The sequence below is a fragment of the uncultured Tissierella sp. genome, assembly GCF_902479755.1.
In the GTDB taxonomy this organism is placed as follows: domain Bacteria; phylum Bacillota; class Clostridia; order Tissierellales; family Tissierellaceae; genus Tissierella; species Tissierella carlieri.
Window position 1 is genome coordinate 86,619 of the sequence record NZ_CABSQO010000013.1, and the last position, 14,483, is coordinate 101,101.

The following is a 14,483-nucleotide window of genomic DNA, read 5'->3' on the forward strand; positions in this document are numbered from 1 at the left end:
ATAAAGGTAAATTAATTATTTATTATAGAGGTGAAATTATTGAAGAAAATTTTATTAATTGAAGATGATGAAAACATATCCTTTGGAATAAAGACATATTTGGAGAAAAAGGATTTTCAGGTGGAGATAGGAGATACCTTAGCCAAAGGAAAAGAAAAGTTTAAATTAAGCTATGATTTAATTATCCTTGATATGAATCTGTCAGATGGAATTGGATATGAATTTTTTTCCTTTGTAAAATCTAAATCTCATATTCCAATAATTTTTCTCACAGTAAGAGATGAAGATGAGGAAATAGTTAAGGGCTTAGACTTGGGAGCAGATGATTATATTACTAAACCATTTAAGTTATCCATATTAGAATCAAGAATAAATACAGTTTTAAGACGAGTGAAAAGAGATAATATTGTAGATGATATATTGTTTTGTAAGGAGTTAAAGCTGATAAAATCTCAAACTAAGGTTTATAAAGATAACGAGGAAATCAATATAACTGGTAGGGAATATAAATTGCTTGAAATGTTTATGGAAAATCAAAATCAAACCTTAACAAGAGAACGCATTTTAGAAAGGCTCTGGGATATTGAGGGGGATTTTGTTAATGACAATACCCTTACAGTTACAATCAAAAGATTAAGGGAAAAGGTTGAAGGTGATTATAACAAACCTAAAATCATAAAAACAATTAGGGGAATAGGATATAGGATGGGGAATGAAGATGAGTAGCTCAAGAAAAGATTTATCTTATAAAGCAGGAATATCAATTTTTATTTTATTGCTATCATTTATATTCTGTATTTTAATCTATAATTTGCTGGGACATATGTTATTTGAAAAATTATCAACTGTAATAGGAGTCGTAGCTGAGAGTTCAAAGGATATGGAAATATTGGCTATGAGCCAATTGAAATCTGAAGATAGTCAATATATTGCTATCGGAAAAGAAGTCCTGAAAAGATATGGATATAGTTCAACTAAGTTTATATTTTTAAAGGATAAGAAAACTGTTATTTACATAAGTTTTTTATTTTCTATACTGGTTGGTTCTATGGTTTATATCAATATGAGGATATTAAGCAATAACAGAAAGAGAAATATAGAAAAATTGAAGAATTATCTTGAAAGGACAAATAAGGGAGAGTATTCCTTAAATCTAAATATTGATGAAGATTTTACTATTCTTTCTGATGAATTATATAAAACTGTTGTCAGCTTGAGGGAATTAAGGGAGCAAGCCGTACAAGATAAGATTAATTTAAAAGATAATATTGCAGATATATCACATCAATTGAAAACTCCAATTACCTCTATTAATATAATGGCTCAATTAATGGAAAGCAATGAGCATAATAAGGAAACTCAAGAATATATTCAGAGGTTAAATAAACAGATAATAAGATTGGAAAGTTTGACTAATTCCTTACTTACTATGTCAAAATTAGATGCAGATACAATCGAATTTAAAAAAGAGATTATAAACATTAAAAATATAGTAGACCTAGCTATAGAGCCTATTATGCCCTTAATAGAAAAAAAGAATATAGGATTGAATATAATAGGACAAGATATATCAATAAAGGGAGATGCCTACTGGCTAGGTGAAGCTTTTCTAAATATTATAAAAAATTCCGCTGAACATTTAGAAGCTAATGGAAAGATAGATATTTTTCTTGAAGCTAATCCCGTATTTACAGAGGTGAAGATTGAGGACAATGGAAATGGATTTTCAAAGGAGGATTTGCCTTATATTTTCAAAAGATTTTATAAAGGCAAAAATTCTGATAAAGATAGCGTTGGAATAGGCCTTTCTATGGCGAGGACTATTGTTGAAAAACATAGTGGAGAAATTTCAGCAGAAAATAAGGTTGAAGGTGGAGCGAGATTTAAGGTTAAATTCTATCAAAAAATATAAAATGTCACTTAAATGTCACATTAAGAATATAAAATTATAACCATAAGGAGGAATCAAAATGGAAATATTGAGAACGGAAAGCTTGACAAAATCTTATGGTAAAGGAGAATCAAAGGTTATAGCACTTAACGATGTGACTTTTGCTGTCTCAAGAGGACAATTTTTATCCATTATAGGTGCCAGTGGTTCAGGTAAATCTACTTTGCTTCATATATTAGGAGGAGTTGATAGACCTACAAAGGGTAAGGTATTCATAGAGGATGGAGAGATTTCGGCATTAAAAGAAAATGAATTAGCATTATTTAGAAGAAGAAAGGTTGGACTTATATATCAGTTTTACAATCTTATACCAACAATTGATGTAAAGAAGAATATTTTGCTTCCTTTACTATTGGATGGAAGAACACCGAATATGAAACATTTTAGTGAGATAGTAGAGATATTGGGCTTGGACAATAGATTGACACATTATCCAGGAGAATTATCAGGAGGACAGCAACAAAGGGTTGCTATTGGAAGGTCTTTGATTTATCGTCCGGCAATTATTTTAGCTGATGAACCTACAGGAAATTTAGATAGGAAAAATTCTAATGAAATTATTGAGTTGCTGAAGCTATCAAACAAGAAATATAAACAAACAATAATATTGATAACCCACGATGAAAAGATGGCATTGGAAACAGATAGGATAGTTACTATGGAAGATGGTAAGATAGTTTCAGATGAGGTGATTAGGCAATGAAAATCCTCATGGAATATACTTGGAATAGCTTAAAGAAGAATAGGAAAAATACCATATCTATAATGATTGCCGTTACTATAGCAACTATTTTGCTTAGTACAATGGTATTAGCTACTTATATGAACTGGAATCATGATATTAATAAAGCTATATTGCGGAATGGAAACTATCACGGATCTTTTTATAGCGGTATTGATAAATCTCAAATTCCATATTTAAAGGAAAATCAAAAAGTGGATGAGGTATACTTAAGGTCCGAATATTACAGTGGTAAAATCGATACTAAAAGACCCTATTTTAATATTTCATATCTCAATAAAGAATATTGGGAAAACATGTATGAAAAGAATTTTATATTAGAAGGAAGAATCCCAGAGAAATCCGATGAAATTGTAGTTATTGGAAATTTTTTAAAGGAAAATCCCCAATATAAAATAGGGGATAAAATCAAGGTGAATTTAGGATATAGGGAAAAAGAAGGAAAAAATATAGACCCATTTGATTTTATTGGGGAGGGCGAAACATTTATAGGTGGTAAAGAGAAAGAGTATACCATAGTCGCTGCTATTTCTGGAAAAAGCTTATCATATGAGCCATATTATGGAGGATTAGGTTTTTTAGATGAAGATTCAATAGATGAAGATATGAAACTTTTTCCATTTTTAAGGATGGAAAATCCTAGAAGTATATATAAGGATCTGCCTGAGATTGGTAGAATGTTAGGATTTGCAAAGGGAGAGGCAGAGGATTCTCATGACTATTATGGTTCATCTTATAATTTATACTATCTAAGGCTGCAAGGAATATTTCCGCCTTCTCTTAATTTATGGGAAAGAGTCCCTGAATCTACGCTTATATTTTCTATTTTTATATTATTCGTCATACTATTATTTGTCATAATAATCTATAATGTTTTTACAGTATGGTCTAATAATAGGTTACGACAATTGGGGATACTAAAAAGTATAGGTGCAACTCCAAAACAGATAAAATCAACCATCGTATTAGAAGCTATTTTTATTTCAATAGTACCAATAATTATAGGTGTTATCTTAGGTCATCTGTTCTGTTATATAATAATAGATATAGTGAACAGTATGATACAAAGTATTAATCTTGATATGAATGGAAGTATGTTTAATCTAGTATTTAAAACATCTCCTATAGTGATTGGATTAATTTTGATTTTATCGTTTTTAGCTATTTTAATATCAATTAGCAGACCTGCCAAAAAATTAAGTAAAATATTACCCATTGAGGCTATCAAATATGGTGGTTTAGATTATGAGCATCTTAGAAAAAAGAAAAGAAAAGTGAATAACTATAGTCCTAGTAATATAATATCTAGTTTAGCTAAAGATTTTTTGGATGGAAATAAGAAAGCCTTTAAAACTACAATAATATCTATAACCATTAGCTTTGTTATAATGTTTGTTTTTCTTACATTTAGAAGCTTGAATCAAGCAATTACAGATTTAGACACTGAGGAATACTATTACTCTATGCAAACACGAGTCTTAACTAGAGAGCCTGCTGATGAAAATATATTTAAGGAAATTAGAAAGATAGATGAAGTAAATGAAAGTATTACGTATAAAAATCTGTATCTATATTCTAAGGCGAAATTAGAATATGAGTCGGATGGGTTTAAAGATGTAGGCGGATTTGAAGGTATAGATATTAAAAAATATCCTATTAATAAATTAGAAGATGGATATGAGATACCCGTAGTATTGACAGGTATTGAAAATGAGGATTTTAATCGATATATTAAGTCTCAAGGAGAAGAACCAGAAGAATACTATAATAGAGAAAGGCCAAAAGCTATTCTTTTAAATTTAGTGAAGGAGGATATAAATCAACCACTTGCTAGAACAAAGTTTATACCATATTTTCATGAGAAGGTAAATAATATATCAATTAGTGAATATGAAAATCAAAAGGGATATAATTTTCATATAGATATAGGACTTCAAACTTCTGTAAAACCGATAAAAGACTATAATTTACAAGATTATCGTATATATTTATTCATGCCTAAAGAAGTTCTTAATTCTATAATGGAAAATTTTGATTTGCCGGGAGATTATAGTCATTCGGAGAGAATTAACTTATTAGTAGATGAAAAGGATATTAATAGTGTTAAAGAAAAAATTAAAGATATTATGAAATATTATTTATCAGAAGATGATTATTATATCTGGAATATATTAGATGATGAAGCAGAGCAAAAAATGATGAATAAATTGGTTTACCTAATTATATTCTCTATTATATTTTTTCTAGGTATTATAGGTGTATCCAATGCATATTCCAGTATAAATAATAATTTAAGAAATAGGAGACGGGAATTTGCTATGTTGAAGTCTATGGGTATTACGAAAAGTGATTTAAATAAAATGTTAAGATTAGAAGGAATTTATTACAGCATATATTCCTTTATAATATCAATTCCTATATCTTTGATTTTTTTAGTATTTGTAGTTAAGATAAACAAAGCATTTAATTTTAAAGATTTAATAATGTTTTTAAATTATAAAATTATAGTTGGATATGTTATTGCAATATTTATTAGCATATATTTAGCATACTATTTTGGGATTAAGAAAGTGGAAAAAGATGAGATAGTAACTGTCTTAAAAGATGAGAGTATATAGATTCTATAGTAATTGTATGTTCTTCTGATGAAATTATTAAGTTTTTAAAAGACTTATTAGACATTAACAGGTACAAAAGAGTGTTTATGATTTGGGACAATGCTAGAATTCATACTTCAAAAGCTGTTGAAGAGTTTATCAATCAACATGAAGATGCATTATTTATATTGAATCTTCCACCATATTCACCAATGTTAAATCCGCAAGAAAATATTTGGAAAAAGTTTATTTCAGACTATTTTAATCATGCAAATTCTAACAAGACTGAAACTAAATCTCTTGTTAATGCTAGGTCTTATTATAAATAGTTTAATTTTGAATTTGTTTATCTATAATAAAAAAATTTAATGCTATAGTTTAAGGAGAGATAAAAATGAAAAAACTGATGATTATAATTTTAACCGTTTTATTATGTGCTTTTCCAGTGGTTCATGCCAGTGAAATTACGGAAAGGGAAGAAAATTTAGATTTTTTGTATGAAACATTAAAAGGAAGTCATCCTAATATATTTTATAGCACATCAGAAAAAGAATTTATAGAGAAAAAAGCTGAGATTAAAAAGAATGTAAATGAAAAGTCAAATGTGGAGTATGTCCTTGATTTACAAAGCTTAGTAGCTATGGTTAATGATTCGCATACAAATGTGAATATAGGCCATGCTTTGAAAGATGTACATATCTATCCGTTTAGCATCAGACATATTGAAACATGGGTGCTTGATGTTATTGAAACAGAATATGAAGAATATCTTGGCTGGGAAATTGTGGATTTAAATGGATATGATATGGAAACTGTAAAAAATAAAATGGCGCCTATTATCAGCCATGATAATGATGTGTGGCTTCAAAGACAATTAAGACAATTTATCAACGTCAAAGAAATTCTTGATTATGTAGGTATTATAAAAGATGATGAATTAGAAATAACAGTAAAGAAAGAAAATCAGGAAAAAACAATTTATCTTCATACTGTAGATACTTCAGCGGATATGGTAGATGTGGTATATTTAGCCCAAAAACGTATACAAGAGCCAAAAACAACTAAGGATAAATCTAAAATTTATTTTTCTATGCCATTAGATGGAAATGTTTATTATATTCAATATAATGCTTGTCAAGAAGATAAAAACTTGCCCATGGAAACATTTAGTTTAAATGTTCAAAAGGATTTAGAAAGCAATGACTATCAAACTGTTGTTATTGATTTAAGAAATAATACAGGCGGCTCTGATGGGGTGATTATGCCTTTATTATATGTATTAACCGAATATCAAAACAATAATGATGTAGAAATAGTAGGTCTTATTGGTGAAAATACATTTTCTTCCGCTACAATAAATGCCATGATGATAAAAGAAATGGGTGGTATTTTAATGGGGACTTATAGTGGTGGAAGTGTTGACCATTATGGTGCTGTAAATCAATTTCAATTGCCTCAATTGAATATACAAGTAGGTCACTCTACAAAATATATAGAAATTGATAGTTTATTTGACAGTGGTATTCCTTATGGTATTGAGCCTATTAAACCTGATATTATAATGGAACAAACTTATGATGACTATATGCAAGGTATAGATACGGCAGTTCATTACATTGAAAATAATTCAGGAAAGTTGCAGGCTAGAGAGGATAAAAACTTATATATTTCACGAGGAAGATTGGCTTACTTATTACATGAGATATCTCTTGAAAATAATGAATCTTTAGAATATGCAAAAGAAACACCTAAAGATATTTTTTTCTTCACTTATTATGAAGAGGCTAGTCGTTGGGCAGTAAAAAACAATATAATAGTAGGAAAATCATCCAATGTTTTTGCGCCCTCTGATTTATTAACAAGAGAAGAATTGGCTGTTGTACTGGACAGATTTGTGTCTTATTTAAACATGGAACCAGCAGAAAAGCAACAACTTTCATATAAAGATGAAAAAGATATTAGTATATGGGCAAAAGATAGTGTAGAAAAAATAGTAAATATGGGTTATTTAGAACTAGAAAATGAAAAATTTAATCCAAAAGGTAATACTACCATAGAGAAAGTAGAAAGTATATTAGAAAATATTAAGGAAAATAAATAATACACATAAAAAGAGGCTGTCTCAAAATAGAAAATAATTAATGAGGTAAGGCAGCAAAAAAAAATATCAAAAAATATAAAAACGGATTCCGCAGAATCCGTTTTTTGTGTATAATTATTTTTTAAAATTAGTGCTGTTTTTTATTTATATCATATCAAGTAAATCTATGTTTAAACATATGATTATAAGTATGATATAATATTATCAGAATATAAAAAATAGTTATGATAATATTATAATTAACTTAAATTAACTTGCATAAAAGTGAGGTGCTAATATGGAAGATACTAAGGGAAATAATTCTGATAAAGGCAAGGTTAATATGTGCCTAAATTTAGAAAGAATCAAAGACATATTTAATTCATTAGATGTTGGCGTTCATGTAGTAGATGGAAAAGGAATAACAGTTTTATATAATAAAATCTGCGAAGAAATTGAGGGAATCTCAGAGGATTGGATTGTTGGGAAGGATATGAAGAAACTTGTCCATGATGGAGTTTATTCTGAATCAGTTGCTTTGGAAGTTATAGAAAAAGGACAGAAGACTGCAAAGACACAGAAGGTAAACGGAAGATACATTTTTTCAACAGGTATACCTATTTATGAAAATGGAGAGTTAATAAATGTTGTTGTATCTGTTATGGATATGACTAGTCTTGAAAATTTAAAGCTTCAATTTAATGAATTAAAAAGTGTTAATGTGAGAATGCAAAAAGAATTAGATATACTTAATGCAATAGATGGACAAAATGATTCTATTATATCTAAAAGTAAGGAGATAGAGAACATAAAGATTTTAGCACTTAGAATTGCAAAGGTAGACTCCACAGTATTAATAGAAGGAGAATCGGGTGTTGGTAAGGGCATTTTTAGTAAATATATACATGAACATAGTAATAGAAAGAATGGTCCATTTGTTAAAGTAGACTGTTCATCTTTGCCTGAAAGTTTAATAGAATCAGAATTATTTGGATATGAGGAAGGGGCATTTACAGGTGCTAAAAAGGAGGGGAAGGTTGGATTAATCCAATTGGCAAATGAAGGAACTCTGTTTTTAGATGAGATCGGAGAATTGCCATTAAATTTACAAGTAAAACTTTTAAATTTAATTCAAGATAAAGTATTTCAAAAAGTAGGCGGAACAAAAAATATATCTATTAATACAAGAATTATAGCTGCAACTAATAAAGATCTATATACTATGGTAGAAGAAGGCACATTTCGTAGGGATCTGTATTATAGACTAAAGGTTATACCGATAGTGATTCCGCCTCTTAGGGAAAGAAAGACAGATGTTGTACCTTTAGTTAATTTTTTCCTTAAGAAATTTAATGACCATTATAATTATGAAAAAATCATTTCTGCAAAAGCTATGAATTTACTAATTAATTACGATTGGCCCGGAAATGTAAGGGAGCTGCAGAATGAGATTGAAAGGCTTGTAGTTACATCGGAATCTGAAGTGATTAGTGAAGTAGACGTTTTATATGGAGACATTGGCAAAACAAGGTCAATGGACATAGATGAGAATAAACTCTTTAAAGAAAATGTTTATAGCTATGAAAGGGCTTTATTAGAAGATTATATTTATAGGACTAGTGATATACATGAACTTAGTCAGAAAACAGGGTTGGAGGTTAGCACCCTGAGAAAAAAAGCAAAGAAATTAGAAGTTGATCTTAATTTCCAAAAGAGAAAAAATTCCTAAATGAGAGGAAAAAAATCTTCAATTGGTTTTTAATAGTTTCCCTTTGTATTTAGAGGTTTTTAACTTATTATTAAATTTAGAAAGGAAAAAAATCACTTTTAAACTCATTCTAATTGGGTGTAAATTATAGTTGATTCAATATAATAAATCATTATTATTGATTTGATAGAAAATATAAAATAAAAAGCATTAGATAAAATTAGAGATTTCCTATGAATCAAGTATAATTAATGAAAAATAAAACTTACTTTAACTATTTTTTGAAAAGTTACAAGTAAGTTTTATTTTTTGGCATAATACTTGCTTAATATATTATATGTAATGTAGTTTCTGAATATTTTTCTTGGATTTGGGGTAATGAACAAAATCAAGAGGAAAATCCTAAGCAAATTATACCAATAAAAATGCTAAACTGCATTATATATTAGATATATGGAGGTGTCAAGATTGTTTATTGACAAAAGCTTAAAACAATATGCATTGGATACTAAGAGCAGTGATCCTACACCTGGTGGCGGAAGTGTATCAGCTTATGTTGGAACATTAAGTTCAGCCTTGACAAGCATGGTTGGAGGATTAACATTTTCTAAGAAAAATTATTCGGAATTACCAGAAGATGTAAGGTCTAAGATGGAGTCTAATGCTAAAGAATTAGAAGGATTATTTGAAGAATTAGCAAATGACGTAGACAAGGATACAAATGCTTTTGATAAGGTAATGGAAGCGTTTAAGATGCCAAAGGAAACTGATGAAGAGAAAAAAGCTAGATCCCAAGCAATTCAAGAAGGATATAAAATTGCATTAGAAGTTCCATTAAAATGTGCTGAAAAATGTCATAGGATTCTGGAATTACAAGATGTATTTGCCGAATATGGAAATGTAAATGCTATAACAGATATAGGAGTAGGTGTATTACTTGCTTACTCAGGCTTAGAAGGTGCGTTATTAAATGTTACGATTAATCTAGGAAGTATAAAGGATGAGGAATATCAAAAGAATATTTCTGAAAAAGTATCTAGCTTATTAAGTTCAGCTAAGAATTTAAAAGAAAAATCCTTAGAAACTGTATATAAAAGGCTTAACGGCTAAGAACATTTACTATAACTACTTTATTGAGGAGAGAGGATATGGAAAATAAATATATTTTAGCTGTACCTAATTTTAGTGATGGCAGAAGACAAGAGGTAATTGATGCGATTTCTGGTACTATAAAGAATAAAGAAGGAGTAAAGCTTGTTACTTGTGAACCAGAACATGATTTTAATAGAACAGTTCTAACAATTATTGGTGAACCAGCTCCACTTAAAGAAGCTTTACTAGAAATGGCTGCAAAATCATATGAGTTAATTGATATGACAGTACAAGAGGGAACACATCCAAGAATTGGTGGACAAGATACTATTCCATTATTCCCATTAATGAATACAACAGTAGAAGAATGTAAAGAATTAGCAGAAGAAATCGGAAAAGAATTGTTTGCAAAATTCCAAGTGCCAATTTTCTTCTCTGGAGAAAATGCTAGAACCGAAGATAAGAAGAGTATTTCCTTTATTAGAAAAGGACAATATGAGGGATTAAAAGCTCTACTAGAAGATAATAATCATCCAGATTATGAATCAAGAAAGCCAGATTTATCAGTAGATGGAAAATTAAGCCCAAAATATGGGGCAACTATTGTATCAGCAGATAAAGAGGGGCTAACTGCATATAATGTTTTCTTAGGAACAGAGGATTTAAGCATAGCTAAACAAATAGCAAAAGCAGTAAGAGGACCAAGTGGTGGATTCTCAACAATAAGAGCTGTAGGAATTAAATTCCCAGAAAGAGAAGGAGTAGTTGTGTCAATGAATATGTTTGACTGTGCAAATACTCCGCTTTATAGAGCTTTCGAATTAGTTAAACTTGAAGCTCAGAAATATGGTGTGGCAGTAACAGGTTCAGAACTTGTAGGACCAGTTAAATTAGAATATTTACTAAATAATTTAAATCATTATTTAGGCTTACAAGGATTAAAACAAGAGCAAATATTAGAAACTCATTTAATGGGTTAATATAATTTTAGGACTGTCTATTTAATGAAATTGAATAGCAGTCCTATTTATATTTAACAGCTATGAAAATTCGTAGCTAGCAGAATGTACAAGGGAAAAATTTATATAGTAAAAAGAGAAGCTTCTAAAATTTGATCCTTAATAAAAGGATGGCTTATTGGTAGTGAGGCCGATTTTTATTAATTTTTAAACTAGATAAATAAAATAATTAACTTTAAAATATTTTATGGAAGATGAAATTAGAATTTTTAAAAAACTTATAAATGGGTTGACAGATAAATAAATTTATTGTAAGCTATATCAAACAATTGAATAAGGCCTCACTTTTACAAGTGAGGTAGAGGCGCGATATTTAACAGTCTTTAGTTGAGCATGAGAAAGCAAAGATGCTAAGGAGAAGGAAATGTTGCCGAAGCTTGTAATATTCTCAGTATTACTTGCTGGGTCTGCAGTTAAGAGCTGCAGGACTGTCTCAATAAACTTTCCCAGTTTATTGAGTTGTGCTATCTCATTTTGGGAAAAGGAGGGGAATTAGGTATTACTATGTCTATTAGGACCTGAGTCTATCTCAGGTCTTTTTGTTGTCAAAAATAGCATGACTCGTATAACAAGTGGCAAGTTAACCTTTTAGTAAAAATACTATATTAAAATTAAGACAACAGGAGGAACTAGTCATGAGAAAAAAATTATCGGTATTAATCGTAATATCTTTATTAACAACAATCGTTTTAGCAGGATGTGGTACAAACAGTAGTATAAAAGATGTGGGAGTAGCTGAAAAAGAAACATTTAGGGTAGGTCTTGAAGCAGGATATGCACCGTTCAATTGGACCCAAGTGGATGATTCCAATGGCGGGATTAAAATAGATGGTGCCGCAGAATTTGTAGGTGGATACGATGTGGAGATCGCTAAGAAAATTGCAGAAGGTTTAGGAAGAGAATTAGTTATAGTTAAAACCGAATGGGATGGTCTTGTACCAGCATTAACTTCAGGAAAAATTGATGCAATTATTGCAGGTATGTCACCAACAGCTGAACGTAAAGAGACAATTGACTTCTCGGAGAATTACTATAAATCTAATTTAGTTATGGTTGTACAGAAAGGTGGAAAATATGAAGATGCTACTTCTATCCAAGATTTTAAGGGAGCAAAAATAACTGCTCAATTAAATACATTTCATTATTCCGTAGTTAATCAGATTCAAGATGTGGATAAGCAGCCAGCTATGGATAATTTCCCAGCAATGAGGGTTGCACTTGAATCAGGAATGATTGATGGATATATCTCCGAACGTCCAGAAGGTATTAGTGCTGAAACTGCAAACAAAAATTTCAAAATGATAGAATTTAGAGATGGATTCAATACATCAGATGAAGACACTGCGATTGCTGTAGGTGTTGTAAAAGGTAGTAATTTAACTGAAAAAATCAATGAAATATTAAAAGCTATTTCAGAAGAAGAACAAGAAGCTATTATGGATGATGCTATTAAGAATCAGCCTGCAGCAGAATAGGAGGAGAAAAATGAGTTTTGAGTGGATACTAAAAATTATTTCAAATAATGGGATAATGTTTCTTCGTGGAGCTGGTATGACACTTATAATTTCTATGGTTGGTACTATTGTGGGTTTTATTATTGGTTTACTAATAGGAGTTATACGTACTGTTCCAATACCTGAAAGAGGAGTAAAGAAAATTATTTTTAAATTCATTAATGCTATTCTTTCTATTTATATAGAAATATTTCGTGGAACACCAATGATTGTACAAGCAATGGTAATTTATTATGGGTCTGCTTCAGCGTTTGGTATAGATATGAATCGAATTTTTGCAGCTATATTTATAGTATCTATTAACACGGGGGCATATATGTCAGAAATTGTTCGTGGTGGTATTGTTTCTATTGATAAAGGGCAATTCGAAGCAGCTCAAGCTATGGGTATGAACCATATTCAAACTATGATAAATGTAGTATTACCACAAGTAATTCGTAATATTTTACCAGCAATGGGGAATGAATTTGTAATTAATATAAAAGATACATCAGTTCTTAATGTAATTTCTGTAACAGAATTATATTTTCAAACAAAATCAGTTGCAGGAAACAACTTTAGATATTTTGAATCATTTTTTGTTGCGTGTATTCTTTATTTTATAATGACATTTACAGTGACAAGAATTTTACGATATATCGAAATAAAATTAGATGGTCCTGAAAATTATATTATATATGCTAATCAAATGTAAGTATAAACACATGAAGAATATGATAGGTAGAATAGAAGATTTCAATGCGAATCGATATTAGAGAGAGAAGGAGAAATATGGAAAAGATACTAGATATTCGACATTTAAGTAAATCCTTTGGAACTCATGAAGTATTAAGAGACATTAATTTTTCAGTAAATAGAGGAGAAGTAGTTTGTATTATTGGTTCGTCTGGTTCAGGTAAATCAACTCTTCTTCGCTGTGTTAATCTTCTAGAGAAACCAAATGGTGGTGAAATTCTTTATAAAGGAGAGAATATTTTAGATGATAATCACGATATCTATGAATATCGTACAAAGCTAGGAATGGTATTCCAACAATTTAACCTATTTAATAATCATAATGTTTTAAATAATTGTATAGTAGGGCAAATGAAAGTCTTGAAAGGTTCTAAGGAAGAGTCTGAAAATATAGCTATGAAATATTTGAATGTTGTTGGAATGGACCAATATATTAATGCAAAGCCAAAGCAATTATCAGGAGGACAAAAACAGCGTGTAGCCATTGCTAGAGCACTTTCTATGGAACCTGATGTTATGCTATTTGATGAACCTACATCTGCCCTCGATCCAGAAATGGTAGGAGAGGTTCTTAAGGTCATGAAAGAACTTGCGGAAACTGGACTTACCATGTTAGTAGTGACCCATGAAATGGAATTTGCAAGGGAAGTGGCAGATCGCGTGGTATTTATGGATAGAGGAATTATTGCAGAAGAAGGTAGTCCAGAACAAATCTTCAATAATCCAGTTAAGGAGCGTACGAGAGAATTTTTGAGACGTATCTTGTAAAAATGGTTGGGCACCATTTTGGTACCATAAATTTTAAGGAGGGCGACATGAGCAACGAACTTTTAGATAGGGGTATTATACTCCCGTTCTGTGAAGTGAACGACGAAAACTAAATAAGCACCTCATGGGCGGCGTTTACTAATTTCCATGCGGGGAGGAATATAGGAACGCTGCTTTTTTCATGTTCTTCTGTCACGCAGTAGGGGTGAAAGAAGCCATGTATTGATGTTACCCCCTAAATCCGGACACGGATTCAGGGGGTATTATCATGTCTAAA

Annotated in this window: 12 protein-coding genes and 1 riboswitch; all 12 genes read left to right on the top strand. The window is 30.2% G+C overall.

From position 1 onward, the window contains the following. Positions 1-39 precede the first annotated feature (39 nt). Positions 40-726: a response regulator transcription factor gene (locus tag RDK80_RS08905; RefSeq protein ID WP_094903511.1), complete on the top strand. Its 687-nt coding sequence runs from the start codon at positions 40-42 to the stop codon at positions 724-726. Continuing rightward, positions 719-1,912, top strand: a complete 1,194-nt coding sequence (locus tag RDK80_RS08910) for a HAMP domain-containing sensor histidine kinase (protein ID WP_308524084.1) — start codon at positions 719-721, stop codon at positions 1,910-1,912. Before RDK80_RS08905 ends, RDK80_RS08910 begins: the two co-directional genes overlap by 8 nt. A 58-nt stretch (positions 1,913-1,970) precedes the next feature. After that, a complete protein-coding gene (locus RDK80_RS08915; RefSeq protein ID WP_094903515.1) occupies positions 1,971-2,654 on the top strand; it encodes an ABC transporter ATP-binding protein in 684 nt (227 codons plus the stop codon). Beyond that, positions 2,651-5,311: an FtsX-like permease family protein gene (locus tag RDK80_RS08920; RefSeq protein ID WP_308524085.1), complete on the top strand. Its 2,661-nt coding sequence runs from the start codon at positions 2,651-2,653 to the stop codon at positions 5,309-5,311. Before RDK80_RS08915 ends, RDK80_RS08920 begins: the two co-directional genes overlap by 4 nt. Before the next feature lie 11 nt (positions 5,312-5,322). Then, complete coding sequence (locus RDK80_RS08925; protein WP_308524091.1) at positions 5,323-5,619, top strand: transposase; 297 nt, start codon at positions 5,323-5,325, stop codon at positions 5,617-5,619. Positions 5,620-5,684: 65 nt separating this feature from the next. Then, positions 5,685-7,391: an S-layer homology domain-containing protein gene (locus RDK80_RS08930; RefSeq protein WP_308524086.1), complete on the top strand. Its 1,707-nt coding sequence runs from the start codon at positions 5,685-5,687 to the stop codon at positions 7,389-7,391. A gap of 277 nt (positions 7,392-7,668) precedes the next feature. After that, positions 7,669-9,099 carry a sigma-54-dependent Fis family transcriptional regulator gene (locus RDK80_RS08935; RefSeq protein WP_094903522.1) on the top strand — a complete coding sequence of 477 codons (1,431 nt, stop codon included), beginning with the start codon at positions 7,669-7,671 and terminating at the stop codon, positions 9,097-9,099. A gap of 447 nt (positions 9,100-9,546) precedes the next feature. Further along, complete coding sequence (locus tag RDK80_RS08940) at positions 9,547-10,188, top strand: cyclodeaminase/cyclohydrolase family protein (RefSeq protein ID WP_308524087.1); 642 nt, start codon at positions 9,547-9,549, stop codon at positions 10,186-10,188. Between the two features lie 38 nt (positions 10,189-10,226). Next, a complete protein-coding gene (gene ftcD / locus RDK80_RS08945; RefSeq protein ID WP_308524088.1) occupies positions 10,227-11,150 on the top strand; it encodes a glutamate formimidoyltransferase in 924 nt (307 codons plus the stop codon). Positions 11,151-11,480: 330 nt separating this feature from the next. Beyond that, positions 11,481-11,664, top strand: a riboswitch (Lysine riboswitch). Positions 11,665-11,824: 160 nt separating this feature from the next. Then, complete coding sequence (locus RDK80_RS08950) at positions 11,825-12,664, top strand: transporter substrate-binding domain-containing protein (protein WP_094903526.1); 840 nt, start codon at positions 11,825-11,827, stop codon at positions 12,662-12,664. A 10-nt stretch (positions 12,665-12,674) separates the two neighbouring features. Beyond that, complete coding sequence (locus tag RDK80_RS08955; RefSeq protein WP_094903528.1) at positions 12,675-13,397, top strand: amino acid ABC transporter permease; 723 nt, start codon at positions 12,675-12,677, stop codon at positions 13,395-13,397. 77 nt (positions 13,398-13,474) lie between these two features. Beyond that, entirely contained in the window at positions 13,475-14,206 is a 732-nt protein-coding gene (locus RDK80_RS08960; RefSeq protein ID WP_094903530.1) for an amino acid ABC transporter ATP-binding protein, read from the top strand. Positions 14,207-14,483 lie beyond the last annotated feature (277 nt).

Coding starts and splice junctions, on each gene's coding strand:
- RDK80_RS08910 (WP_308524084.1), top strand. CDS start 719: ATGAGTAGCTCAAGAAAAGATTTATCTTATAAAGCAGGAATATCAATT.
- RDK80_RS08915 (WP_094903515.1), top strand. CDS start 1,971: ATGGAAATATTGAGAACGGAAAGCTTGACAAAATCTTATGGTAAAGGA.
- RDK80_RS08920 (WP_308524085.1), top strand. CDS start 2,651: ATGAAAATCCTCATGGAATATACTTGGAATAGCTTAAAGAAGAATAGG.
- RDK80_RS08930 (WP_308524086.1), top strand. CDS start 5,685: ATGAAAAAACTGATGATTATAATTTTAACCGTTTTATTATGTGCTTTT.
- RDK80_RS08935 (WP_094903522.1), top strand. CDS start 7,669: ATGGAAGATACTAAGGGAAATAATTCTGATAAAGGCAAGGTTAATATG.
- ftcD (WP_308524088.1), top strand. CDS start 10,227: ATGGAAAATAAATATATTTTAGCTGTACCTAATTTTAGTGATGGCAGA.
- RDK80_RS08950 (WP_094903526.1), top strand. CDS start 11,825: ATGAGAAAAAAATTATCGGTATTAATCGTAATATCTTTATTAACAACA.
- RDK80_RS08955 (WP_094903528.1), top strand. CDS start 12,675: ATGAGTTTTGAGTGGATACTAAAAATTATTTCAAATAATGGGATAATG.
- RDK80_RS08960 (WP_094903530.1), top strand. CDS start 13,475: ATGGAAAAGATACTAGATATTCGACATTTAAGTAAATCCTTTGGAACT.